The sequence below is a fragment of the Methanolobus profundi genome (assembly GCF_900114835.1).
Lineage (GTDB): Archaea > Halobacteriota > Methanosarcinia > Methanosarcinales > Methanosarcinaceae > Methanolobus > Methanolobus profundi.
The window spans coordinates 185397-209281 of the sequence record NZ_FOUJ01000004.1 but is presented as its reverse complement, the minus strand read 5'-3'; the positions used below and the strand labels follow the sequence as shown (position 1 = coordinate 209281).

Annotated in this window: 22 protein-coding genes; 12 read left to right on the top strand and 10 right to left on the bottom strand. The window is 43.6% G+C overall.

The window, feature by feature from the left end; translation table 11 throughout:
- Window positions 1–4: 4 nt before the first annotated feature.
- Window positions 5–1240 (bottom strand): signal peptide peptidase SppA, encoded by a 1236-nt coding sequence (gene sppA, locus BM008_RS10385; RefSeq protein ID WP_091936980.1) that lies wholly within the window; start codon window positions 1238–1240, stop codon window positions 5–7.
- A 151-nt stretch (window positions 1241–1391) separates the two neighbouring features.
- On the opposite strand from sppA, the gene metG reads away from it, so the two are divergent.
- Complete coding sequence (metG, locus tag BM008_RS10380; protein WP_091936706.1) at window positions 1392–3431, top strand: methionine--tRNA ligase; 2040 nt, start codon at window positions 1392–1394, stop codon at window positions 3429–3431.
- 78 nt (window positions 3432–3509) lie between these two features.
- On the opposite strand, the gene BM008_RS10375 is transcribed toward metG, so the two are convergent.
- A complete protein-coding gene (locus tag BM008_RS10375; RefSeq protein WP_091936704.1) occupies window positions 3510–3803 on the bottom strand; it encodes a hypothetical protein in 294 nt (97 codons plus the stop codon).
- A gap of 1084 nt (window positions 3804–4887) precedes the next feature.
- Here BM008_RS10375 and BM008_RS10365 point away from each other — a divergent pair.
- Window positions 4888–6984, top strand: coding sequence for a sensor histidine kinase (locus BM008_RS10365; protein ID WP_091936700.1), 2097 nt, complete (start codon window positions 4888–4890; stop codon window positions 6982–6984).
- 6 nt (window positions 6985–6990) lie between these two features.
- On the opposite strand, the gene cyaB is transcribed toward BM008_RS10365, so the two are convergent.
- The 5 genes from cyaB to BM008_RS10340 are packed head-to-tail and all read right to left on the bottom strand — an operon-like array spanning window position 6991 to window position 10946.
- Window positions 6991–7542 (bottom strand): class IV adenylate cyclase, encoded by a 552-nt coding sequence (cyaB, locus tag BM008_RS10360; RefSeq protein WP_091936698.1) that lies wholly within the window; start codon window positions 7540–7542, stop codon window positions 6991–6993.
- Window positions 7539–7931 carry a Zn-ribbon domain-containing OB-fold protein gene (locus tag BM008_RS10355; RefSeq protein WP_177188043.1) on the bottom strand — a complete coding sequence of 131 codons (393 nt, stop codon included), beginning with the start codon at window positions 7929–7931 and terminating at the stop codon, window positions 7539–7541. The genes cyaB and BM008_RS10355 overlap by 4 nt, the downstream gene beginning before the upstream one ends.
- Window positions 7932–7936: 5 nt before the next feature.
- Window positions 7937–9109 carry an acetyl-CoA acetyltransferase gene (locus BM008_RS10350; protein ID WP_091936696.1) on the bottom strand — a complete coding sequence of 391 codons (1173 nt, stop codon included), beginning with the start codon at window positions 9107–9109 and terminating at the stop codon, window positions 7937–7939.
- Between the two features lie 10 nt (window positions 9110–9119).
- Complete coding sequence (locus BM008_RS10345) at window positions 9120–10169, bottom strand: hydroxymethylglutaryl-CoA synthase (protein WP_091936694.1); 1050 nt, start codon at window positions 10167–10169, stop codon at window positions 9120–9122.
- A gap of 36 nt (window positions 10170–10205) precedes the next feature.
- Window positions 10206–10946, bottom strand: a complete 741-nt coding sequence (locus tag BM008_RS10340) for a helix-turn-helix domain-containing protein (RefSeq protein ID WP_091936692.1) — start codon at window positions 10944–10946, stop codon at window positions 10206–10208.
- A 123-nt stretch (window positions 10947–11069) separates the two neighbouring features.
- On the opposite strand from BM008_RS10340, the gene BM008_RS10335 reads away from it, so the two are divergent.
- The 4 genes from BM008_RS10335 to BM008_RS10320 all read left to right on the top strand — a co-directional run bounded on the left by BM008_RS10335 (window position 11070) and on the right by BM008_RS10320 (window position 16516).
- Window positions 11070–11888 carry a CRISPR-associated protein Cas4 gene (locus BM008_RS10335; protein WP_091936690.1) on the top strand — a complete coding sequence of 273 codons (819 nt, stop codon included), beginning with the start codon at window positions 11070–11072 and terminating at the stop codon, window positions 11886–11888.
- Window positions 11889–11940: 52 nt separating this feature from the next.
- Window positions 11941–13845: a phosphoadenosine phosphosulfate reductase domain-containing protein gene (locus tag BM008_RS10330; protein ID WP_091936688.1), complete on the top strand. Its 1905-nt coding sequence runs from the start codon at window positions 11941–11943 to the stop codon at window positions 13843–13845.
- A gap of 52 nt (window positions 13846–13897) precedes the next feature.
- On the top strand, window positions 13898–15514 hold the full coding sequence (gene purH / locus BM008_RS10325) for a bifunctional phosphoribosylaminoimidazolecarboxamide formyltransferase/IMP cyclohydrolase (RefSeq protein ID WP_091936976.1): 1617 nt from the start codon (window positions 13898–13900) through the stop codon (window positions 15512–15514).
- A 216-nt stretch (window positions 15515–15730) separates the two neighbouring features.
- Complete coding sequence (locus BM008_RS10320; RefSeq protein ID WP_177188042.1) at window positions 15731–16516, top strand: helix-turn-helix transcriptional regulator; 786 nt, start codon at window positions 15731–15733, stop codon at window positions 16514–16516.
- Window positions 16517–16523: 7 nt separating this feature from the next.
- Here the strand turns inward: BM008_RS10320 and BM008_RS10315 are convergent, their stop codons facing one another.
- Together BM008_RS10315 and BM008_RS10310 are read right to left on the bottom strand one after the other, a co-directional pair.
- The gene (locus tag BM008_RS10315) at window positions 16524–17450 is read right to left on the bottom strand and encodes a UbiA family prenyltransferase (RefSeq protein ID WP_091936684.1); all 927 of its coding nucleotides are present in this window, start codon (window positions 17448–17450) and stop codon (window positions 16524–16526) included.
- Window positions 17451–17789: 339 nt separating this feature from the next.
- On the bottom strand, window positions 17790–18287 hold the full coding sequence (locus BM008_RS10310) for a hypothetical protein (protein ID WP_091936682.1): 498 nt from the start codon (window positions 18285–18287) through the stop codon (window positions 17790–17792).
- Between the two features lie 115 nt (window positions 18288–18402).
- Here BM008_RS10310 and BM008_RS10305 point away from each other — a divergent pair, with 115 nt between their 5' ends.
- The 6 genes from BM008_RS10305 (at window position 18403) to BM008_RS10280 (ending at window position 22830) form a co-directional block, all read left to right on the top strand.
- Window positions 18403–19401 carry a phosphate uptake regulator PhoU gene (locus tag BM008_RS10305; protein ID WP_091936680.1) on the top strand — a complete coding sequence of 333 codons (999 nt, stop codon included), beginning with the start codon at window positions 18403–18405 and terminating at the stop codon, window positions 19399–19401.
- A 114-nt stretch (window positions 19402–19515) separates the two neighbouring features.
- On the top strand, window positions 19516–20151 hold the full coding sequence (locus BM008_RS10300; protein WP_091936678.1) for an Era-like GTP-binding protein: 636 nt from the start codon (window positions 19516–19518) through the stop codon (window positions 20149–20151).
- Window positions 20152–20156: 5 nt separating this feature from the next.
- Window positions 20157–20519 (top strand): DUF2073 domain-containing protein, encoded by a 363-nt coding sequence (locus BM008_RS10295; RefSeq protein WP_091936676.1) that lies wholly within the window; start codon window positions 20157–20159, stop codon window positions 20517–20519.
- Window positions 20520–20537: 18 nt separating this feature from the next.
- The gene (locus BM008_RS10290) at window positions 20538–21065 is read left to right on the top strand and encodes a hypothetical protein (protein WP_091936674.1); all 528 of its coding nucleotides are present in this window, start codon (window positions 20538–20540) and stop codon (window positions 21063–21065) included.
- A 68-nt stretch (window positions 21066–21133) separates the two neighbouring features.
- Window positions 21134–21688: a 6-phospho-3-hexuloisomerase gene (hxlB, locus tag BM008_RS10285; RefSeq protein WP_245748006.1), complete on the top strand. Its 555-nt coding sequence runs from the start codon at window positions 21134–21136 to the stop codon at window positions 21686–21688.
- Between the two features lie 20 nt (window positions 21689–21708).
- The gene (locus BM008_RS10280) at window positions 21709–22830 is read left to right on the top strand and encodes a pyridoxal phosphate-dependent aminotransferase (protein WP_091936670.1); all 1122 of its coding nucleotides are present in this window, start codon (window positions 21709–21711) and stop codon (window positions 22828–22830) included.
- Window positions 22831–22835: 5 nt separating this feature from the next.
- Here BM008_RS10280 and BM008_RS10275 read toward each other — a convergent pair whose 3' ends face one another.
- Window positions 22836–23849 carry an NOG1 family protein gene (locus tag BM008_RS10275; protein WP_091936668.1) on the bottom strand — a complete coding sequence of 338 codons (1014 nt, stop codon included), beginning with the start codon at window positions 23847–23849 and terminating at the stop codon, window positions 22836–22838.
- Window positions 23850–23885 lie beyond the last annotated feature (36 nt).

Below are 23885 nucleotides of genomic sequence, written 5' to 3'. Positions count from 1 at the left end.
CACATCAGTTTATGGATCCGTAAGGGTTTCCTTCGTAATAGTAAAGGAATTCTTCAGACGTCACATCAACACCAGTCTCTGAGCTAAAAAGAAGGCTTGAGAGAGTTGGTTTGTTCATGTAGACTACGGTTGGTTCACCTTCGATACCACTGATATCTGCTGCCATGTCTATGGCATCATAGAGATTGCCCAGCTCGTCCACAAGACCAAGTTCTTTTGCCTCGGTTCCGATGTAGATCCTACCATCTGCAAGGCTTTTGACCTCACTGGTGCTCATATCCCTGCCTTCAGCGACATCTTCGATGAACTGCCCGTAAACTTGTGCAACTACCTTGTTAGCATATTCCTTTTCATCATCTGAAAGTCCTCTCCAGGCATATCCCATATCCTTGAACTCTCCGGATTTTACGACGTAGTATTCCACACCTTCAGCATCGTAGTATTCTGAGAGGTTCTGGAATGTCCATATGGTTCCTATGCTTCCGGTCATTGTTGTTGGGTTTGCCACGATAAGGTCTGCCGAAGCTGAAAGGTGATATGCTGCACTGGCTGCCGTACTTCCCATTGACACAACAACCGGTACACCGCTCTCACTTGCTTTTTTGACCTCGGAGTATACTTCCTCGCCTGCCGTGGATGCTCCACCGCCGCTATTGACCCTCAGAACAATGGCTTTCACGTTATCATCGTTCAGAGCTTTTCTGATGTTGTCTGAGATCTCTTCGGAGCTTGCATAGCCAAATCCTCCGGGGACACTGCTGGTGACAAGGGTTCCCTGAATGTATATGACAGCTATCTTATCATCTGAGGAATAGAGATCGCCATTGAATGTCTGGTAGATGACCGCGAAGCTTGCACCTATTATGAAAAGAAGTACTGCGACAATTGTGATATATTGCCATTTGCGGCCTTTCTTCTTAGTGACCGGTGGTTGCTGTGCTGGTTCTGCATAGCTTTTCCTGGCTTCCATTTGGGGCTGTGGCCTTTGCTGTTCTCCCACATGTCCGGGGGCAATATATGCAGGTTCACCACTTGCGATATCGCTCTTATTGTCCTGCTGGGCAACGGCCTCGGTGGAAGTTGCGTCTGCAGGTTCACTTGTAACAGGGGTCGCATCTTCAGTTGTTCCTGTTTCAGTTCCATCTGACGGGACGGAGTTCAGGATATCCTCACTCTCGTTTTTGTCGTAACTATAAGGGTAAAGATGATATTCAGCATCATCCTCTGGTTTTTTATCCATATTGTCTCCTTTCATCTCATTATCCATCCCGGATATAAAATGTATTTGAACATTCAAAAACCTTGCCTTATGACCGGCGAGCGAAATATATTTTATAATTGCACGCAATGCAACATCAGAGCTATTGAACAATTTCCAATGGAGAAAATAAATGTCAACTATTCCTTCTGATAAACCGGTGCTAGTAACATGCGGTCTTCCATACGCGAACGGTAAAGCGCATGTAGGGCACCTTAGAACCTATATTCCCGCAGATATCTTTGTGAGGTCCCTGAATAAGAACTCACAGGAAACTACATTTGTCTGTGGTTCCGATACCCACGGAACTCCTATTGTTGTGAATGCAGAGGAGCTTGGTATCACACCTAAAGAACTCATGCAGAAGTATCATGTCCACTTCGACGAGGTATTCAAGAAGATGGGTGTGGGCTTCGATGCTTATGGCACAACTGATGATGAGACCAATCACAACCGTACACTTGAGATCGTTAATAAGCTGATAGATAAGGGTTATGTATATCCTAAAGTGATCGAGATCGCATATTGTTCACAATGTGACCGTTTCCTCCCTGACAGGTACGTTGCCGGTACGTGTCCTCACTGTGGTGAGAAGGCACGTGGTGATGAGTGTGACCAGGGATGTGGCAAGCATCTGGAACCTGGAGAGCTCAAGGAACCACTATGTACCATATGTAATGGTCCTGCTGAGTACAAGGAACAGGAACACTTCTTCTTCAAGCTCTCAGAGTTCAACGATTTCCTTATGGACCATCTGGAGCACCTTGGAGGAACACTGAACGCACGTAACTATGCAATGGGATGGATCAAACAGGAACTTACTGACTGGTGTATCACAAGGAACCTTGAATGGGGTGTAAAGTTCCCCGGACACGATGATCTTGTGGTCTATGTCTGGGTGGATGCTCCTATCGGTTATATGGCATTCACGGAGCAGTGGGCAGAAGCAACCGGCGGTGACTGGGAGAAGTTCTGGAAAGGCGATTGTCCGATAGTCCATTTCATCGGTGGGGACATCATTTACCATCACTGTATCTTCTGGCCTGCAATGCTTAAAGGTGCAGATTACAGCCAGCCTTCAGCAGTTGTAGCATCAGGTATGCTGAAGATCCAGGACAAGACGTTCTCCAAGAGCCGTGGTTACGTTGTATGGGTCGAAGAGGATTACCTTGATCATGGTTTCCATCCTGACCTTCTCAGATACTATCTTGTAAGTTACACCTCCCATACAAAAGAGGTCAATTTCTCATGGAAGATCTTCCAGGATAAGATCAACACCGAGCTTGTAGGCGTGCTGGGTAATTTCCTGTACAGGAACCTGCTTTTCACATTCAAGAACTTCGGCGAGATCCCGGAGGGAGATATCGACCCTGAGGTTATAGAGAAGATCAACTCCACCATTGAAGAGGTCATCAGAGCTAACTCCGAGTACGAGTTCAAGAAGGCTGCTGACACAGCAATGGCCCTTGCATCATACGGAAATTCATACTTCCAGTCAAATGAACCCTGGAAGCTCATTAAAGAAGATAAGGCCGCCTGCGGAAAGGTTGTTAAGAACTGTATACAGCTTGCCAAGGCACTCATTCTGCTGTTCGAACCAATGGCACCGGGCAGTATGGCAGTCGCATGGAAGCAGATCGGTATGGATTCAGATGTCCATGCAGTTACATATGAAGAAGCAACCGTTCCTGTTGTAAGTGGAACAAAGCTCGCAAAGCCAGGTATCCTTTTCACCAAGCTTGAGGATGATAAGATCGATGAGATGGAAGAGATATCATCAATGCGTGTAAAGGCTGCTATGGATAAGGAAGCAGGCATAAAGGAAGAAGAAAAGATGGAATTCAAAGACGAAATAGAATATGATGATTTTGCAAAGCTTGATATCAGGGTTGGTAAGATCCTTACCGCTGAGAAGGTCAAGAAATCAAAGAAACTCCTGCGTCTTGAGGTTGACATAGGAGATGAAGCACCAAGACAGGTCGTTGCAGGTCTTGCAGAACACTACGAGCCTGAAGAGATGATAGGCAAGACAGTGAACGTGCTTGTTAACCTGAAGCCTGTAAAGCTCTGTGGTGTCGAGTCACAGGGAATGCTCCTGGCAGCAGATGCAGGTGAAAAGGTATCCCTGCTTTCAACAGACAAGGATATGGACCCCGGGTCCAGCATTTGCTGATTTTCATCCCAGCTATTTTTGACGATGGGCTGTGAGGCCCATCATTTTTGATTTTTCATTTATTATTAGATAGTTGAATTATCCGATATCAATTTCCAGGCCACCTATAAGTCCTGCTATTCCATTGAATATTGCTGCAATGATCACACCGCTGACGTATCCGACCATTCCATAGAATATGGGTATCGCTATTATCGCTCCTAACCCGGACATAAGTCCTGAGCTAAGACCTGCTCCACCCATCATTAGCCCCATTCTAAGGGTCATAAGACTCATAATAACTCCAGCTATAAGTCCAAGTATTCCGTAGATAGCTGCAAGGATCTTTCCAAATGAGAAGACCCCAACCTTGTTAATGTATTGTATTGCCATAAAAACTCCTTCTCAATGTATATAAGTATCACATAATTTATATAAAAACATTTGCGAAGTATTTCTTATATGGGATGGTTTGACAGACAAAGAAAAGATCTCTAACAGCATGCACCAGATGTCGTCATATAGCTATCCAAATCCGCTACTATTTCATATCACGCTGAAAACAGGAAGTTCGATTAATTCTCAGAATTGAAGGGCCGCTTCAAACATAAAGGATTGGTATACCTTCTTTTTATGCTGAAATATAAGCTATACGATGACAAACTGCCTTCAGAAAAGTAAAATCTACTAAAAACAGAGCAAACATAGATGCTGGCATTTTTGAAAGCAAAGCAAAATGCTATATTAATTATAGGAGCTACATGTTTTTGAGGGGATCATGCGCCAGCATCTATATGGATAACCCGTTATCAGACGGGTCTTTTATCCGGCTCTATTCTCTGGATATGTATGAACACGTACATAAATTGTCGGTGATCATTTGTTGAAAAATGTATGTATTTTAGTCCTGTATGTAGTTAAAATGGGTAGTGATGTACACGGGCTTCTGAGAATGAACTTCCTCCCCAAACCAACAAATTTACAAATAACCACCTGTTAATGTATATAACTGACCAGATTCACTGTGATCTCCAGTATGTAAAAAACAGGAAGTAAGTCCAATGCTCAGTATATCAGGATTGAAGAACTGGTTTAAAGATCTGATCTCCCTTCTTTTTATGCGCAACTATGAGCTATACGAAGGTATGATGACAAACTGCTGTGAAGAAAACTGCTTGTCATGGGATAGTAATAACAATAAGTGCATTTTGTACACACCTGAAGACCTGCTGAATAAGGGACAATGAATTAAATAAAGTTAAGACTCCTTTTTCAAACGCATCTCAAGATAATTTCCAGTTGTTTTCTTCATTGTCTGCGGGTTGCTACTGGTATCTTTGAACCTTATATTATTCTGGAGTATGATATATTTATATAAGATATGTTTATATAATTTAATTGTTAATAAGGAACAATTACAAAGTTGCTTTTTTTGCTTCTTTTATTATTCACAATCGCTTAGTCCGGGTCATCAAAAATGGAAATGGAAAAAAAGGACATCTTCCTACATTCAATACTGTTTGTAATTACGGTGTTCCTGATGATCATCTTCAGTTACCTTCTCTTCTCATCAAGTCTTCATGGTATTGAAGAAGAATATGCTATCCATAACACCCATATGCTGATCGATGAGATAGAAGATGATGAGATAAGAGTTGTCAGTTCAAGCGCTTCAAATCTGGCATTGTACGCACAATATGAAAGTGAGGATAGAAATTCAAATGATCTATATCGGGTCTTATCCGATGACCAGTTACTCAGGTCACATAGTATTGAATCCATTCTTATCTATAACCTTTCAACAGCATCTCTTATCTTTGAGCATACGATAACCGGTTATCCATCATCTGATGATATTGAAAGCTATATCATTTCCAATCCTGAGGTTTTTTCAAAGTGTATCACTGAAGGTTCTCTCTCAGGTCTGGTCTTTCTCCCTGAAAGGACCGTGGTAGTTGCAATGGAGTGCTTCAGTTCAGGAAGCGGGGAAAATGAGAGCATCTCTGTAATTGTAGTATCCCATATGATCGATCTAAATGAGATAGGGGATGCATCAGATGACAAAATGCCGATGGTTCTGGAGGACATAGGTTATGGTTACACTGCCATTGATGATGTGGACCGGATAGCAGGTAATGCTTCACCTAGCTCATTTGAAGAAGGTCTCCCTGCCGGAGTTGTTCCATTGTATGACATAATGGGAAACCCGGTCAAATTAATGAAGGTAGGAACAATGGGGCAGACCACTTCAGAAGGACTGAGGATGCTGCTCTATCTTGCAGTTATAATAGTGTTCCTGAGTTCCATAGAATTGTTCATCCATATATTCCTGGCAAAGAACGTTAATTATGCCAAGTTCAATCTTCTCGTTCATGGACTTGGGAATATACAGAGAAGTGGTGATCTCTCGTCCAGGATAGCGATCGAAGGTGACGATGAGGTCAACTGGCTGGCAGATAACATCAATGAGATGCTGGGATCACTTGAAGACAAGGAAGGTAAATATCATTCCCTCTTTGAACAGTCAAATGATGCCATTATGCTTTTAGGCTCTGGTGCTTCTCTGGTCGATACGAACAGCAAGACCTCTGAGCTTCTTGGATATACACATTCTGCACTTAGCACTATGGATATCAGGTGCTTATCACCTGAAGGTTATTCACCGAACCTTGTGGATATCTATAAGGATACAATAAAGGAAGGCTCTGTCAGGTCTGAGATCAAGTTAAGTCTCTTCAGCAAAAGGGAGATCTATGCGGATATAAGTTCCTCAGTGATCGATAAAGAAAAGGGTACGGTCCAGTTGATCATACGTGATATAACTGAAAAGAAGATCTATGAGGATGCTTTGCTGAATTCAAAGATCGAAGCTGATACCGCCAGTCGTGCAAAGAGCGAGTTCCTTGCCAATATGAGCCATGAACTGCGTACCCCTCTGAATTCTATTATCGGCTTCTCGGATATGTTACTTTTAAAAACATTTGGCAGTATCAACGAAAAGCAGGAACGTTATCTCAATAATGTCTCTAATAGCGGGAAACATCTTCTGAATATCATTAATGATATACTTGATCTTTCCAAGATAGAGGCAGGGATGATGGAAGCCGATATGAAGGAAGTATCGGTCACAGAACTAGTGGATGAGGCAATAGGAACGATATCTTCGCTGGCATCGAAAAAGGAACTATCTGTGACATATCATATCGACGATGATCTGCTCTCCATCAATGCTGACAGGAACAAGATCAAACAGACCCTTTTGAACCTCCTTAGCAATGCTGTCAAGTTCACTCCTGAGAATGGAAGTGTTGATATCAGGGTTGAGAAACGTGGTAATATGGCCCGGTTCATTGTAACAGATACGGGTATAGGTATATCTGCTGATGACCAGAAATATCTGTTCTATGAATTCACCCAGGTGGATTCTGCTCATAACCGCAGTTATGAAGGAACAGGTCTGGGACTTGCTCTGGTAAAGAAGTTCGTGGAAATGCATGAAGGAAAAGTATGGGTTGAAAGTGAATTAGGTCAGGGCTCAAGTTTCTACTTTGAGATCCCTATAGACCTGAAATAAAGCATTTCACCCTTTTTTTTCTTCACATTGTTCGGATATATTGTTTAAGAGCACCATCTCAAGATAGGATGTCCTGATGGAATCCTCTTCTCCAATACCCAATTTAGCCAAAAATAAGAATATATCTTTTGTGTGGATCTCAACGTCTGATTCAGCTGTGATCTCTACTTCAATGAATTCTCCGAGGCTTCCTACATTGTCAAGACAGATGGTCATATTCTCATATCTGAACACTTCTCTTGTCTTCTTAACAACGCCGGCTTCATAGAAACCCAGTGCAAGAAGGATGCTTCGTGTATTTCCGCCATCAATTTCGGTCTCGAATTCCTCACGTGTCTTGGATACTGTATCCAGTTTCTTGCCTTTGTAGGTCATTACGGACCTGCCATCCACAGAGCGTATCCTCAACGCTTCGTCAGTTTCTCCAAAATCCCTGTGAGGGGCATTAAAATAGGTGTCGCAGTGATGCTGGACACCTATAAGAACAGCACCCATGCCTGTCAGCAGTTCCTTTACTTGCTGATGCTCAGCACGGGCTTTAACTTCTATCTCTATCATTTATCCGGAACGAACTTTGTACCGTAGTAGATCATACCACGTTCTCCGCCCTGTCCAAGTTTTCTGAACACTGGCTTTACCTTCATGCCTATGCTCACTTCTTCAGGTTCGCATATGATCTGGCTTGTGAGACTTGGTCCCTCTTCCAGCTTGATGATCGCAAGGACATAAGGTGTCTGGTTCTCGAAACCTTCGGCAGCGGTGTGAATTACAGTGTATGTAACTACCTCACCTTTTCCACTGAATTTGAAATCCTCTATCTCTCCCTCACGCCTGCACGCAGGACACATGTTACGTGGTGGATAGAAGTATTCATCGCATTTCTTACAGTGAGTACCTACAAGGTTGTATCTTGCGATCTGCTTTCTCCAAAATCTTGGTACCGACATGATGATCACCTGTTCCTCGAGAATATGTGTACAACAGCAGTAGCTCCTGAACCTCCCACATTGTGGGTCATTCCAACCTCTGCTCCGTCAACCTGTCTCTTTCCAGCTTCACCACGAAGCTGCTCGACTATCTCAACAGCCTGCTTTACGCCGGTCGCACCTACTGGGTGTCCACATGATTTGAGTCCACCTGAAGTGTTTACAGGTATCCTGCCGCCAATTGCGGTCTCACCGTTCTGTGTTACGATACCGCCCTCACCTTTCTTTGCAAAGCCGAGGTCTTCAATTGCGCATATCTCTGCAATGGTGAAACAGTCATGAACCTCAACAAGGTCAATGTTCTTTGGCTGCATCTTTGCCATCTCATATGCTCTCTTTCCGGCTGCTACACTTGCATCGAGGGTAGTAATATCCCTGCGGTCGTGAAGTGCAATGGTATCTGAGGCCTGTGCGGTCGCCTTTACATAGATCGGTGTGTCAGTATACTCATGAGCTACATCGGCTGGTGCAAGCACCACAGCGGATGCACCATCTGTGATAGGGGAACAATCGAATATGTGTAATGGGTCTGCTACCATTATTGAGTTAAGGACCGATTCGACTGTGATCGGGCTCTTATACTGGGCTATTGGATTGTGCTGACCATTGTGGTGGTTCTTTACAGCAACCTCTGCAAGCTGTTCACTTGTGGTCCCGTATTTGTGCATATGGAGCTTTGCTACCATTGAATAAAGTCCCGGGAACGTTGCACCCATGATACCTTCCCATTCCCTGTCAGCTGCTGCTGCAAGGGCTGATGATGCCTTTGGTGAAGGTACATCTGTCATCTTCTCTGCTCCGGCAGCGATAACGATATCATCCATTCCTGAAGCCACAGCATATATTCCCTGTCTGAGGGCAAGTCCACCTGAAGCACAGGCAGCCTCAACACGTGTGGAAGGTACATGGATATCCTTTGCAAGGCCGGAATAATCAGCAATAAGTGCACCGATGTGTTCCTGCTCGACGAACTGTCCACCGCTCATGTTACCGACGAACATTGAGTCGATCTTCTCGCCCACAACGCCAGCATCACTGACAGCACCTACGCCTGCTTCAACTACTACATCTCTGAAAGAGCGGTCCCACAATTCTCCGAATTTTGTATTCTTAACACCTATGATTGCTACATCTCTCATTTTTCACACCTCATGCGATCTTTATCTTACCCTTGTGTCTGGCATACTGGGCATAGTCCATGTAGATCGGGTTTTCGAGTAGTTCCTCTACCTTTGGTGCTTTGTCGCGTATCTCTTCTATCTTGTCGGTCACAGTAATGCTGAATGCATCTCCACCTGCTCCTGAACCGAATGCTGTTGCGAATATACGGTCTCCTGGTTTAGCCTGGTCAAGTGTTGCTGCAATTCCCATCATGCATGATCCTGAGTATGTGTTTCCAAGTCTTGGTACGACAAGTCCGGGTTTTATCTGCTCTTTGCTGAATCCCAGCATCTTTGCTACACGGCTTGGGAACTTTCCATTTGGCTGGTGGAACACTGCGTAATCATAGTCCTCAGGCTTTGTGTCTATCTTTGCCATAAGTCCCTTTGCGGCGTTTGTAACATGTTTGAAATAACCTGGTTCTCCTGTGAACCTTCCACCATGCTCAGGGTATGGCATTCCTTCACGTCTCCAGAAGTCAGGAGTGTCGGTTGTAAATGAATATGTGTCCTCGATAATTGCTGCGAGTTCTGATTCTTTGTTACCGATGACAAATGCAACACCGCCGGCTGCTGCTGTATATTCAAGTGCATCTTCCGGTGCACCCTGTGCCACATCAGATCCAATGGCAAGTCCGAGGTCTATCATGCCTGAGGAAACAAGTCCCATACATGCCTGGACCGCTGCAGTACCTGCTTTACATGCAAATTCAAAATCAGCTGCAGTAAGTACCGGAGTTGCTCCGGTCGCCTCTGCGACTATAGTACTGGTAGGCTTGACAGCATAAGGATGGCTTTCTGAACCGGTGTATACGGCACCTATTCTCTGCGCATCTATGTCTGACCTAGTAACGGCAGCTCTTGCAGCCTCCACTGCAATTGTAGCTGCATCTTCATCAACATCAGGAACTGCTTTCTCGTTGACCATCAGTCCTGATCTGAGTATGTCTGCATCGTCTCCCCATACGCGGGCGATGTCTTCGATCTTTATTCTATATCTGGGTACATAGGCACCATATGAGACTATCCCTACACTCATCTTAACACCGTTCAAATGTGTATCTAATGTAAAATATTATTCCATTACATGGTATTCGCTGTATTTCTTCAGCGCTTCTACCATTTCGTCAATATCCATTGTCGTTGCAAGAAGGGGTATCCTGTCGATCTCAGCCATTTTCTTTGCCATCAGGTGAACCTCACTTCCACGCAGTCCGTGCATCACAACAGCGCCTGGTTTCAGGTTCGTGACCCTTATGGCTACCATTGGTGACTTGCCGGTTGTGACCTTGGTGAATATCATTGCACGTTCCGTACTCCATCCGTAGAGTTTCTGGAACTCATGGGAAGAAAGTTCGAGAATAGCCTTTTTACTGTCTACAACAGTAAAACCGTAAAGTGGTTTTTCTACCCCTTTATTAACTATATCTGCTTCAATGATATTGGCAAGCTTTGCAACCTGCATTGGAAATGTGTATTCGTAGGTGGCGTAAATGGCCTTTGATTTCTTATCTGCGAAAAGGATCCCCTCATAAGCATGAATCTTCTGCCCTCCTCTCTGTGAATCGATCTCAAGGAGCGCATCGACTATCCTGCTCACAATGAGCGTGCCTGGAGATTTTCTCCTGCCACTCTCATAGTCACTGATGACCGAAGGAGAAACGCTCAGATACCCCGAAAGGTCTGTCTGCGCGATCTCGAAGTTCAATCGCCATTTTTTAAGGGCCTCGCCAGGTTTTTCAGATAGCGTAATCTCGCCTGCCATCTTTTCTGCAAGACGCTGGCGAACCATGTCATGCGATTCGTCTTCACTCATGCTTTATATTCCTAAGGGTAGATTACCATATATATTTAACGAATACAAGTTCGTCTATTGTCGATTCTGCTGAATGCCTACTATCTACTTATTTATAATATGGTATATATTCTCTATTAAAATATGTTTCTCCGAAAAGAAAAAATACAGATAACGGTTTCCGAATTATCTCTTTATTTTTCCTGTGCAAGGAAATTATATTACTCATGCCGCGGCTACGAGCCTGTATCTTCCTCTTCTTCTTACTATATAGAACATCTTATATTAAAGGAAATGGCCATGTCCTATTCTCATTTGTTGAACGGCTCTTCGTCAAAAGACGATGTGTCATCTGCAGAGGTCGAAGGGTTGTTTACACAGGCGCTGGAGAATATCCCTATGATCTATCCTGTTGAGATGGAAGGTGTCACAGAGGAAATGATAGCTGAGGTATCAGGAACTATAATGGAATACTTGCCGGAGATACAACAGGCTCTTTCATCTCACTTAAAGGATCCCGAACTTCTCGATCTAAGTGAAAGGCTCTCAATTCTGGATGAGGAGCCATTCCTTCGTTCTGAAAAGCTAAATATTACAGGGATCCCTTACAGGCTGTTGGAGAGCGAAGGTTCTTTCGAGCCTATTCTCATCAAAACAGGAAAAGCTCCTGAAAATGGTGTATGGATGAACGACAGGTTACATGTGGCATCGTTTGCCATGCTTGCAGAGGAAATGCACGGCATTCCGGTCAGGGCAGGTCACATTATCTATGCAAGGTCCGGACTTTTCAGGAATGTGAAAATACGTTCCACTGACCGCAGACAGGTCTTGCAGGCAATTGGGCGTGTCAGAAAGATAAAGGAAGGAACTATGCCTGATAAAAAGGAAAGTCCTTTGTGTGACACCTGTGCTTATTCAGAAATGTGCAACGTAAAACCCTCCCTTGCATCTAAGTTCTTTTAATGTATATGAGTTGCCAAAAAGCATTTAAAACTTCAATATCTAGGTTGACAGAATGTCCAAACCTCTTTATCTTGGTGAACTGCTCCTTTACTGGTGCCCTTCATGTAATGTTCCTGTTCTTGGGAAAGAATGTTCCTGTGGTGCTGCTACCAGCCAGGTTACTATAACTCCTCCGGGAGACATCCGTCCTGCTTTCAAATATGAACTGGATCTCATAAACAAGCTTTCGATCCAACAGTTCAATGCTCCGCTACTGACCGATGAGCGTGTGGTGGTCATGAACAAATCCCCATACGATGACCGTATGGATGAGGTCATAGTTGACGGTGAGGTCATAGCTACTATCCGCTTTGAGCTTGAACAACTGAAATGGGTCCTTCTTTTAAGATTGAACGGTGCACGCCGGATCTTTGATAATGCTGATCATAAGACCCTCAAGAGCTGGGTCTCCATAGATGCAGGTGCTGAGAAGTTCATCCTGGGTGGTGCAAGTGTACTTGCTCCTGGCATAAATGATGCAGATCCTTCTATCAATGTTATGGACGAGGTTGTCGTTCTGACACATGACGGCAAAGTGCTTGGTACCGGACGCTCTCGTATGAGCGGGGAAAAGATGCTTGAGAAGGGCAAGGGTGTTGGTGTCAAGGTAAGGTTCAAGGAAGACCCTGCTGAGATCACAGTTCCTGAGGGCGGACAGACCTGGGATGATGTGGTGAAGGCCAACGAGAATTATATGAACGACTTTATCGAGCGTTCTCACAAGTTCATCAAAAATGTATCTTCCTCAGTTGACAGGCCGGCAACAGTATCCTATTCAGGAGGAAAGGACAGTCTTGCAGTGCTTCACCTGGTGAGTGAATGTCTTGATGATTATGAGCTTCTCTTCGCAGACACTGGTATCGAGTTCCCTGAAACCGTGCAGAATGTCCATGATGTTGTGGAATTCTACGGCAAACCTCTGAACATCATAAGTTCAGGTGATGCTTTCTGGGATTCTGTTGACAGTTTCGGTCCTCCAAGTGTTGAGGTACGCTGGTGCTGTAAGGTTTGTAAACTTGGTCCGATAACCCAGATAATAAATGACAATTACGAGAACGGATGTCTAACTTTCATAGGTCAGAGAAAGTATGAATCCAGTACAAGGGCAAAGAGTGAGCGTGTCTGGAAGAACCCATGGGTCGGTAATCAGGTAGCTGCTGCTCCTATCCAGAACTGGACCGCAATGCATGTCTGGCTCTATATATTCAAGAACGATCTGTTGTACAATCCACTATACGAGGAAGGATTTGACAGGATAGGATGCTGGTTGTGTCCTTCATGCTCAGTGTCTGACCTTGTGAGGCTTAAGGAAACCCACCCTGAGATGGAAAAGAGGCTCAATGACCACCTGCTCTCGTACGCAGAGCGTATGGGCCTGTCAGAGGAATGGGTAAAGCACGGTTTCTGGAGATGGAAGGACCTGCCTGCTCAGCTGAAGGAGATCGCAAAGAAAAAGGGCATAGATATCATTCCAAAGGGCAGCAATGAGAATGATCTGAATTTCGCCGTGACATCCGGCTATCGCCCATGTAAACAGGGTGGTATCTCCGCAGAGGGTGGATTCGATGGTCCAGTGGACCTTGGAAGACTTGAGCTCACAGGGATGCTGGAAGCAGTTGGAAAGGCGTCTTACATGGAAGGCGTTGCCATGGTGACAATAGGTGAGGACAGGGCGCAGGTATTTGCTTCAGGAAGTGTCACAGCAAGGAGTGATTCTGACAGGGATGCCCGAAGGCTCATGAAAAAGATGGAACTCTCAGTTAGGAGAGCTCTCTTCTGCAGTGGATGTGGTGTTTGTGTTGGAAAATGTCCTCAGGGCCTTATCAGAATGAAAAAAGGTCTTGCCATCATCAAAGAAGGATGTACTCACTGTGGTAAATGTATCGAGGTGTGTCCGGTTGTCAAATTCAACTCATGATCCTGACCAGAAACCTTTTAGTGTATATCCGCCAATTTCATACGGTGATTTTTTGGTAAAGAGAGCACTGCTCAGCGTTTCTGATAAGACCGGAATTGTAGATTTTGCTCGTGGACTCGAAAAACTGGATATACAGATCATATCTACTGGCGGGACTGCCCGCTTACTCCGTGACTCAGATATTGAGGTCACTGATGTAGCGGATGTTACAGGCTTCCCGGAAATGATGGGCGGTAGGGTTAAAACTCTTCATCCTAAGATCCATGGAGGCATCCTTTGTATAAGGGATGACCATGATCATATGGGAGAGGCCCAGAAAGCAGAAGTAGAAATGATAGACCTTGTAGTGGTCAATCTTTATCCATTCGAGATAACAGTTTCAAAAGAAGGCGTATTGCTTGAAGAAGCCATAGAGAACATCGATATCGGTGGACCAGCTATGCTTCGTTCAGCAGCAAAGAACTATCGCTCTGTAAGCGTAGTATGTGACCCTGATGATTATGGTCATATCCTTAAAGAAATTCGTTCCACAGGCGTTGTTTCCCAGGAAACAAGAGAACTGCTTGCTGTGAAGGCTTTCAGGCACACAGCAGATTACGATGCAACGATCGATACGTATCTAAGTAAAGAACTACTTGGACAGGATGTCCTTCGTATGAGCTTCAAAGATGGTGTAACTCTCAGATATGGAGAGAACTGGCATCAGGAAGCTAAATTCTATAAGGAGGACGGAATAACCGGTCCATCCCTTGCAAATGCAAAACAACTCCATGGAAAAGAACTTTCATATAACAATTATATCGATGCGGACAACGCACTCCAGACAGTTAAGGAACTTTCTTGTTCCAAACCTGCTGTGAACATCGTTAAACACAACAATCCATGTGGACTCGCCACAGGTAACACTCTTCTACAGGCACTTCAGGCAGCATGGGACGGCGACCCGATCTCAGCTTATGGAAGTATCATCTGTACGAACACTGTTTTTGACCTTCAGGCAGCAGAGTTCCTGAATGGTAAGTTCGTGGAGATCATCCTTGCTCCCGGATTTGAGCCTGATGCTCTTGAATACCTGAAGAATAAGAGCGCGAATCTCCGTTTGCTCGACCTTCCGGAATTGAATGAGCCGTTCGAAGTGGAAGATACATACAAGTATGTTATCGGTGGTGTCCTGAAGCAGTCAAGGAACATTGGAATATACGACAAGTGGGAATGCGTAACCGATATGGCATATCCTGAAGAGCTCCGTTCAGTCTCTGAGTTCTCCATGCATGCATGCAAGTGCGTTAAGTCCAATGCAGTGACACTTGCCTATGAATATGAGGATGGTTGCTACATGATGCTCTCAATGGGGGCAGGACAGCCTAACAGGGTTGATTCCATCAGGAAGCTTGCTGTGACAAAGGCACGTGAGAACCTCCAGGTCATGTATGATCGTGCTGCTCCTGATATGTCCTTTGATGATTATGTCAGTGATGTATTCTCAAAGTGTGTCATGGCATCCGATGCGTTCTTCCCGTTCGATGATAGTGTAGTATATGCATCTGAAGCAGGAATTAAGTATATCCTGTCACCAGGCGGCTCCATACGGGATGATGAGGTAATTGCAACGGCCAATAAACTTGGCGTTTCACTTGTGTTCACTGGAATGCGGCATTTCTTACACTGAAGTTCTTCATTTCCAGAAGAACTTCCTATTTTATTTTTGAGTACTTATATAAAGTCTGCTTGACTTAGCTTGATCTTTTGACTGAGATGTATATTTTTTGTACTCTGCTGTCACTGTTTAGAAAACACTTATAAGCGAGTAATTAACTTTTATATAATTAATTAGTTTCTACTGGTTGGTTGGATACATAACTCAATATAAATTGATGTGGTTGTTGTGAAATCAAAGGGACTTTTAAGTATATTGACCTTTTCGGAAAAAAGAAAGGACATATTATTCCTGCTTGAGGAAAAGCCATGTACTCTGTCTGATATCAAAGACTACTTTAATGTATCCTCTCCGGAGATATCTCCAAGAATAAAAGAGATGCTGGCTTGTAATCTGATAGCGAAGACTGATAAGAACTACCAGATAACTCCCATAGGACGGGCCATAATCACTCATTTCAGGCCATTTCTGGAAATTATAGAGACCATTGAGAACAATGAGTCTTTTTGGGAAGATCACTATCTGGGAGACATACCTCAAAAAATGCTGGATGATCTCCGTGATCTGAAGGACTGTAAAGTGTTATCAGGAAGTATTGAGAACATCTATGAATCTCATAAGATATTCACTGAAAATATCTCACGCTCATCTCATCTAAAGGGTGTATCTTCTATATTCATTCCAACATACCCTGATTTTGTAGTAGGGATGGCTGAAAGGAATGTACCTACTTCTTTGATACTTACTGAAAAGGTCTTTAATAAAGTAAGGGATGAACACCGCGATAAACTTGAGTTCTACCTGAAGTCTCCAAATACGGAACTATTTGTGGTCGATGATGTAAAGATCGCATTTGTAGTGACGGATGTTTTCTTTTCTATGTCTCTTTTCTTCAACCCTGAGGCATATGACCCAAGGGATGATCTTGTAGGGTACGACCCATCTGCCCTTAAATGGGGAAGTGATCTTTTTGATCATTATAAGGAGATGTCAACAAAGATCACTTCGATCTGATCATCTCTCAGGCTACTATTCCGCTTAGAATAGTTCTTAATCCTACAATTGAGGTTGATTCTCCATCTATCATGAACAGCCTCTTTGTCAGTCTGCTCTTTGTTTCAATATCGACTTGCTCTGCGAATGTCTTGATATACAATAGTCCGACGGCAAGACTATAGATTATTATCACCGGTTCGAATGCTATTATTCCTGTGATAATGGCCGCTACAAGCATCAAATGGGCCAGCAGGTGAAGACTGAACAGCATCATCTTTGCCTTTCTCTCTCCAAGGATCACCGGTAATGTATTGATCCCGGCCATTGTATCTCCTTTTATGTCCTTGAAATCGTATATTGTGGAGTTGATGAATAGTTTCATTCCAAAGTAGAGGAAAACAATAAGTGGAGCAATTATGGTAGTGGCATCTATGCCTGCTATGCCTGCGATGAAAGCTCCCCATGTGCTTCCCACAACAAGGTTCTTCATACCGCGCCCACCTTTTAGTCTAAGGTTGAAGTTTCGTATTTTAATTCCCTTGGTGTAGAGATAACCGGTTATTAGTGGTAGAAAAGCGAAGAATATTAGTCCATTGGAGGTGAGGATAGCAGCTCCTATTAAAAAACAGATAAGCGATATTATCAGGGCAAACTTGTTCGACGCTCCTCTTAATTCAGGTCGGTTCTCAAGATCCTCTTCTGCATCCATGGCTCTGTCAAGTGTGTAGACCGCATAGATTATCAGCCCTCCTGCAAGACAGTTGAAAAAGGCAGAACTGATGTGCATAAGAAGAAATGCTATGTGTATCCTTAGTGCACCTGAAAATGAGACAAGAACAGAACTTTTTAATAGATGCAGTGTTGGCAACACTGTGTTACTTATCTCATTATATTTGTATTCGTATTTCTTTGCTATTAGACCCGGAAGACTTATAGTGCAATTCGAGCTCATAAACTAAAAGGCATATGACTATCTCATATTATTTTCCCAGTATAATATTATACGATTAAACTACTTCTAAAGATCTATCTAATGCTGGTCTGCAACTCCATGCACGGTGGAAATTGCGGCCTGTATAAAAATAGGTATGTACCCCTTGTTTACTGAACATAGCCACTATATTCAGCCCAACTTTCTTAATTATTACTTAGGATGATTATTTATGCATATATAATTTTTGTTACCTATTGTTATACCCATAGGCATAATTAGACTATAGGCTATCTTTAGCAAATAGTGCATATGTATACAGACAACCCCGGAATTCGAGGTTTTGTATATACTATCTCCTTAATCTTCTTCTTTCACGGTAGAGCTGTTTTTATCCGAAACAAGAAGCAGATACCCGAAAGCCAGGAAGAAGAACGGTGCAATAGGCAATGTTTTGAAACTGCTGTTCCATACTGCAATTGAACTGATGAATGTCAGTATCCCACATAGTATGAGTATATGTGCGGTGGTCCTTGTTTCCAGTTCCAGCTCAATATTCTCCTTTGAAAGTTCATAGATCGCCAGTGCTATACATAGTATCGCTGCGAATATCCATCCGAGTGTTCTTACAGATGGCAAAAACCCTCCGTAGGAGAGCAGTGAGCTCTGCTGGATCAGGTCTACAAAGATCGTACCGTAGATATCATCAAAGTTTGCGTAAAAGACCGAGAACTTGATACCCCATCCGGTCGAATAATTAGAATAGAAATATATCTCCCATGGTATTGACAGACAAATTACAGGCATGAGCTTTTTAAGCGTGTCAAGTTCATGAGGTTTGATATCAAGTGCTTTCATACACTTTCTTTCTATATGGCATCAGATATATATTTTTATTCACAGGGAAGTATCTATATATTACCTGATATTCTATATATCCAGATATTTCCATAACATAATATGAGGGATTTTCATAGAGACCAGAAAAGTTCAGCAAACAGGCGGTTCTACTTATATTATATCTCTTCCAAAAACATGGGCAGACAAGGTTGGGATACAGACAGGTAGCAGAGTTTCCTTACAACCTCAGCCAGATGGTAAATTGGTTATAGATCCTATACATGATGCTCCTCCTATAAGGCGAATACAGATCGATGTGAGTGGGAGGATGGGAGATGCTCTTACCAGGGATATGATCGCAGCATATCTTGCAGGTTCTGATATTATAGAGGTAAAGGCTGACAGGATAGTTGCTGAGCAGAAGAACGTTATCAGAGGCATGTGTTACAAACTCATAGGTCCGGAGATCATAGAGGAGACTGCTAAGAAAGTGGTCATTCAGGATCTTCTGAACCCTGATGAGATATCGATCAAAAAAAGTGTTCGCAGGATGTACCTGATATCCAATTCCATGCATATGGATGCAATAAAGGCGATAAAAACGCTAGATTCCGATCTTGCTCTGGATGTTGACCAGAGGGACGATGATGTGGATCGTCTGTTCCTTCTTATAGCAAAACAGTTCCGCTCCATATTGCGCGGGGCAAGGCTGCCGGATGCAGCTGAGACATCTATCGATGAGTACCACGATCTGAGGATGGCTGCAGGTCCTATCGAACGTATAGCTGACCATGCACGTAAGATCGCAAAGATAACAGGCTATCTGGAAGGGCCTATTCCTGATGATATCATGGAAATGATCGAGAAGACCTCTGAGATATCAAGGAAGATAGTTGAGGATTCAATAGATGCTCTTTACAATTTTGACGTAGACCTTGCTAATCAGGTGATCGACAGGGTGGAAAAGCTCTCCCCTATGATCAACAAGCTTAATGGTGTTATACTGAAGCTGGATACTTATGGGTCAGTGGTTGCCCTTGGGACCGTGGTGGACAGTATTGACAGAACGGCCGATTATGGGTCGAACATTGCTGAGATAGCAATAAACTCTGCAATGACAAAGGACATATGATTATACAACCTGCCTGTTAGCAGATCAAGATAATAAAAATTATATGCTAATGGGTGTTTATACTACTAAAATTATCCATAATTAAATATAAATGCTATTTCACGGAGGGAATGAATGGGCGTAATTAGAGCATTCAAGAGGAATTTTTCGGACCTTTTCAAAAAACTGTTTAAAAAACAGAATGCCCGTATAGGGATATATGGACCGCCAAACGCGGGTAAGACAACTCTTGCTAACAGGATAGTAAGGGACTGGACAGGAGACGCTATGGGCTCTGTCTCACATATTGCGCATGAGACAAGAAGAGCAAGACGAAGGGAAGGAGTTACTATCAACACTAACGGTAGCTCAATAACCCTCGATATCATTGATACGCCGGGACTTGCTACAAAGATCGATTTCCATGAGTTCATGGAGCAGGGCATGGATGAAGCTGAATCCAAGAGGCGTGCAAAGGAAGCCACAGAAGGTGTCATAGAAGCTGTGAAATGGCTCGAGAACCTTGATGGTGTCATCCTTGTAATGGATGCTACCGAGGATCCTTTCACTCAGGTCAATGTGACCGTTATCGGTAATATGGAAGCAAGGAGCCTTCCTCTTCTTATTGTTGCCAATAAGGTTGACCTTGCAGAGGCTTCACCATCGACCATCAGAGATGCTTTCCCACAACACCCAATGGTGTCAATTTCAGCTCTGGAAGGAAAGAACATAGAAACGTTCTATGAAGAGCTTGCAAAGAGGTTCGGGTGATACCAATGCAGGGCTTCCAGATGGATCTTGTATCAGAACACAGGTTGTCTACAATGTCTCCTGTGGAAAAGGTCAGGTTTATTATCGATGAGGTTAAAAGCGGGAAGATACTTGTCCTTGAAAAGGGCCTGAGTCCTGAAGAAGAGGCACATCTTATAGAGATGACAATGACGCTCATTGAACCGGATGGTTTCTCAGGTATAGAAATGGAAAGTTATCCTTCAGAGGTGGACACTTCGTTCATTGGTAAGATCCTTAAAAAGAATGCTCTTAAGTCAAGGCTTACTGTCATTGGACCGGCTGATCAGCTTAAGACCCTAAAGAAGGATCGTGATATGATCAGTGCTCTCATTTCTACAACTAAATAAAGTATTTGCGTGAAGCAAATGGGTCAAAAAGAAAACAGAGATAATCTTATTTCACCTGATTCCTCCCTTTCTTCTTTCGAGATGGGGAGGGATGATGTGAATGTAGTCTGCACATATGGTAAGATTTCCGTATGGTTTGGACGACAGGTACCAGATGTAGTGGTTGGGCAGATACTTCTGGGTATTTCCAATATCGATAATTCTGCTGTTCACGAACTGGAACTGATATGTGATTTTGATGATATAATGGAGTACGAGAGCAATGGTTATGTTCTTGTTTCCTATGCAAGGTCAAGTTCCGGGTACAGGACTACTTTTAATATTCCTTTTTCCAGCAAGAAAGCTCTTTTTCGCCTTGCAGGTTCTATTACCGAAGACCTTAAAGACAAGGACACTGTGTTAGACTGCTATTGGACCGGAGATGACTCTGACATCATGCGTTTGTATGAGGAATTGAGCAATATCGATGGCTGGGGCCTAAAGAGCATCAATTATAAGGACGATGCAAAAGAAAAACAAAATGATTCTGTAATTTTCGATCGATAATATGAGGAGATCAGATGAAAGAGATCCACTTAACTGAATGTAAATACTTGACTTCTTCTATTTTATTAATGGCTGAGCACCTTGAAAATGTAGCTAACAAGCTTGATAAGGACTCTGTTAAACAGATGCTTGAAGATATAATGGGTGCGAATAGGATCTTCGTGATGGGCGCAGGACGTTCCGGCCTTGTTGGAAGGGCATTTGCCATGAGACTTATGCACCTTGGACTTTCTTCTCACGTTGTAGGTGAGACAACAACCCCTGCAGTAAGAAAGGATGACCTCGTTATTGCTATATCAGGTTCAGGACAGACACGTTCTATATCAAATCTTGGACGTGTGGCCAAGGAGATCGGTGCCAAACTTGTCACAATAACCTCGAACAAGGAATCAACATTAGGTGAGCTGTCCGACACAGTTATCGCTCTTCCCGGAAGGACAAAGGACGATGCAGGCGGATATGTTGAACGTCACATGCGTGGTGAATACACATATCTTACTCCGCTGGGTACTTCTTTTGAGACATCATCAAGCGTTTTCCTTGATGCTGTGATCGCAGAGCTTATCTTCATCACAGGTGCTTCCGAGGAAGACCTCAAATCAAGACACACAAATATTGAATAAAACAAATTGAAGTGATAACTATGGCTGGCTCGAAGTTTGCACAAAGGGTTCTGGATATAGACATTTCCGGGATAAGGAAGATGTTCGAAGGCGCCGGTCCGAATTCCATAAATCTTGGTATCGGACAACCTGACTTTGATACTCCGCAGCACATAAAACAGGCTGCTATCAATGCTATCAATGAGGGTTTCACCGGTTATACGGCTGGTCCGGGTATTCCTGAACTTCGAGAGGCTTTGAGTTCAAAGTTCAAGACAGAGAACAATTTCGAGGTCTCAACGGATGAGATCATTGTGACATCCGGAGCATCGGAGGCTCTTGAACTTGCTATCGCTTCTCTTGTGGATCCCGGGGACGAGGTACTGATCGCAGATCCTGGTTTTGTATCCTACAATTCCCTGGTTCACTTAATGGGTGGTCGTGTTACTCCACTTCCTCTCTCTGATGACCTTACAATAAGTCCTGAGAGTGTACTTGAGAATCTCTCTCCGAAGACCAAGGCTATGATAATCAACTCTCCTGCCAATCCTACTGGTGCGGTACAGAGCAAGGCTGATATGAAGGCCTTTGCTCAGATCGCTGATGATCACGACATAACTATTATCTCTGATGAGGTCTACGAGCATTTCATCTATGAGGGTGAACAGGTCAGCCCTGCTCAGTTCTCTGATAATGTTATTACCGTGAATGCAGTTTCCAAGACCTTCTCCATGACCGGATGGCGTCTTGGCTATGTAGCCGCCAGAAAAGAATACACTGATCAGATGATCAAGGTGCATCAGTATGTGCAGGCATGTGCCAATTCCATTGCACAGAAAGCGGCATTAGCAGCTGTTACGGGTCCAATGGATTCTGTATTTGCAATGCGCGATGAGTTCAAGGCTCGCAGGGACATGCTTGTAGAGGGCCTGAACGCTGCAGGTCTGAACTGTGCTTCTCCAAAAGGTGCATTCTATGCTTTCCCTGAGATCCCTGAAGGTATGACCTCTGGTGAGGTAGCATCAAAAATGATCTCTAATGGCGTTATAGTTGTGCCAGGAACTGCTTTTGGTGCCCGTGGTGAAGGACATATACGCCTTTCTTACGCTTCATCAATGGATGATCTAAGAAATGCACTTGATATAATGAAAAAAGTATTGTGATGACCTTAAAGGTCATCCCATGGCATCTTTTCTTCTTTTTCTTCCTTTGGCCCTTTTTCTTCAATGGCCTTTTTTACCATTTCTATAAGGGTTGAGGTTACTTCCTCGATACCTTCGCCGGTTGCTGTGGACATTTTCATGTCTACAAAGTCCAGTTCTCTGAACTGTGGAAGGTCTGCTTTGTTACCGACCACAAGGACTGGAAGCTTGAATCCACTGCGAACCTCTTCAAGCATGCGTTTCTGATCCTCGATCTCGTATCCGCATGTTTCAGTGGCATCTATGATGAAAAGTACTACTGCATCCAGGTTCTTCAGTGCTGTTATGGCCTGGAGCTCTATCTCATTACGTTCTGACATAGGTCTGTCAAGAAGACCGGGTGTATCCATTACCTGATACCTGTCATTACCAACGAAGAAGTGTCCTATGGATACTCCTTTTGTAGTGAATGGATAGGATGCTATCTCAGGTGTTGCACCTGTTACCTTTGTAACGAAACTGGACTTTCCGATGTTCGGATAGCCTGCTACTACAATGGTCGGTTCATCATGGACCGATGGCAGTTTTCTAAGCTTGTTACGGGCTTCATTTAAGAATAGAAGGTCCTTGCTGATCGAACCTATGATGGATGAAAGACGTCCGAAACACTGTTTTCTCACAGGTAGCGGGTCTCTGCTCTTTCTCATCTTTCCTACATGTTCCCTTGCAACCTCATGTATCTTCGCACTGGCCCAGTCAAGCCTGCTAAGGGACTTCCTCATATCATCTACACCTACCATTACGTCTGCCAGTTCATAGTAGAACGGTGGCAAATTCTCAAAGGTAGGGAATCTTCTTACTATATTCTTTAGATTATCTGTAAGTATGTTAGCAGCGGTCAGCACCATTGACTCGTTTGCCTCAAGAGCCGTTTTCCTTCCGGTGATGGTCTTTCCTGCCATTGCCCTGGTAGCTCTTCTGAATGATTTATCCAGTAATTCATCCGAAGTAGGGACTGTATTTATTTTTTCAAAGATCATATTCCTTCCTGTTGCGCTTCAAATCACTTTAATCTA

What these genes read in the sequence shown, in the direction of transcription:
- BM008_RS10280 (WP_091936670.1), top strand. Translation starts at nt 21,709, where the DNA reads ATGGCTGGCTCGAAGTTTGCACAAAGGGTTCTGGATATAGACATTTCC.
- BM008_RS10275 (WP_091936668.1), bottom strand. Translation starts at nt 23,849, where the DNA reads ATGATCTTTGAAAAAATAAATACAGTCCCTACTTCGGATGAATTACTG.
- BM008_RS10375 (WP_091936704.1), bottom strand. Translation starts at nt 3,803, where the DNA reads ATGGCAATACAATACATTAACAAGGTTGGGGTCTTCTCATTTGGAAAG.
- BM008_RS10330 (WP_091936688.1), top strand. Translation starts at nt 11,941, where the DNA reads ATGTCCAAACCTCTTTATCTTGGTGAACTGCTCCTTTACTGGTGCCCT.
- BM008_RS10350 (WP_091936696.1), bottom strand. Translation starts at nt 9,109, where the DNA reads ATGAGAGATGTAGCAATCATAGGTGTTAAGAATACAAAATTCGGAGAA.
- BM008_RS10365 (WP_091936700.1), top strand. Translation starts at nt 4,888, where the DNA reads ATGGAAATGGAAAAAAAGGACATCTTCCTACATTCAATACTGTTTGTA.
- BM008_RS10355 (WP_177188043.1), bottom strand. Translation starts at nt 7,931, where the DNA reads ATGTCGGTACCAAGATTTTGGAGAAAGCAGATCGCAAGATACAACCTT.
- BM008_RS10315 (WP_091936684.1), bottom strand. Translation starts at nt 17,450, where the DNA reads ATGAGCTCGAATTGCACTATAAGTCTTCCGGGTCTAATAGCAAAGAAA.
- BM008_RS10340 (WP_091936692.1), bottom strand. Translation starts at nt 10,946, where the DNA reads ATGAGTGAAGACGAATCGCATGACATGGTTCGCCAGCGTCTTGCAGAA.
- BM008_RS10290 (WP_091936674.1), top strand. Translation starts at nt 20,538, where the DNA reads ATGGGTCAAAAAGAAAACAGAGATAATCTTATTTCACCTGATTCCTCC.
- BM008_RS10335 (WP_091936690.1), top strand. Translation starts at nt 11,070, where the DNA reads ATGTTTCTCCGAAAAGAAAAAATACAGATAACGGTTTCCGAATTATCT.
- BM008_RS10345 (WP_091936694.1), bottom strand. Translation starts at nt 10,169, where the DNA reads ATGAGTGTAGGGATAGTCTCATATGGTGCCTATGTACCCAGATATAGA.
- BM008_RS10295 (WP_091936676.1), top strand. Translation starts at nt 20,157, where the DNA reads ATGCAGGGCTTCCAGATGGATCTTGTATCAGAACACAGGTTGTCTACA.
- BM008_RS10310 (WP_091936682.1), bottom strand. Translation starts at nt 18,287, where the DNA reads ATGAAAGCACTTGATATCAAACCTCATGAACTTGACACGCTTAAAAAG.
- hxlB (WP_245748006.1), top strand. Translation starts at nt 21,134, where the DNA reads ATGGCTGAGCACCTTGAAAATGTAGCTAACAAGCTTGATAAGGACTCT.
- metG (WP_091936706.1), top strand. Translation starts at nt 1,392, where the DNA reads ATGTCAACTATTCCTTCTGATAAACCGGTGCTAGTAACATGCGGTCTT.
- cyaB (WP_091936698.1), bottom strand. Translation starts at nt 7,542, where the DNA reads ATGATAGAGATAGAAGTTAAAGCCCGTGCTGAGCATCAGCAAGTAAAG.
- sppA (WP_091936980.1), bottom strand. Translation starts at nt 1,240, where the DNA reads ATGGATAAAAAACCAGAGGATGATGCTGAATATCATCTTTACCCTTAT.
- BM008_RS10300 (WP_091936678.1), top strand. Translation starts at nt 19,516, where the DNA reads ATGGGCGTAATTAGAGCATTCAAGAGGAATTTTTCGGACCTTTTCAAA.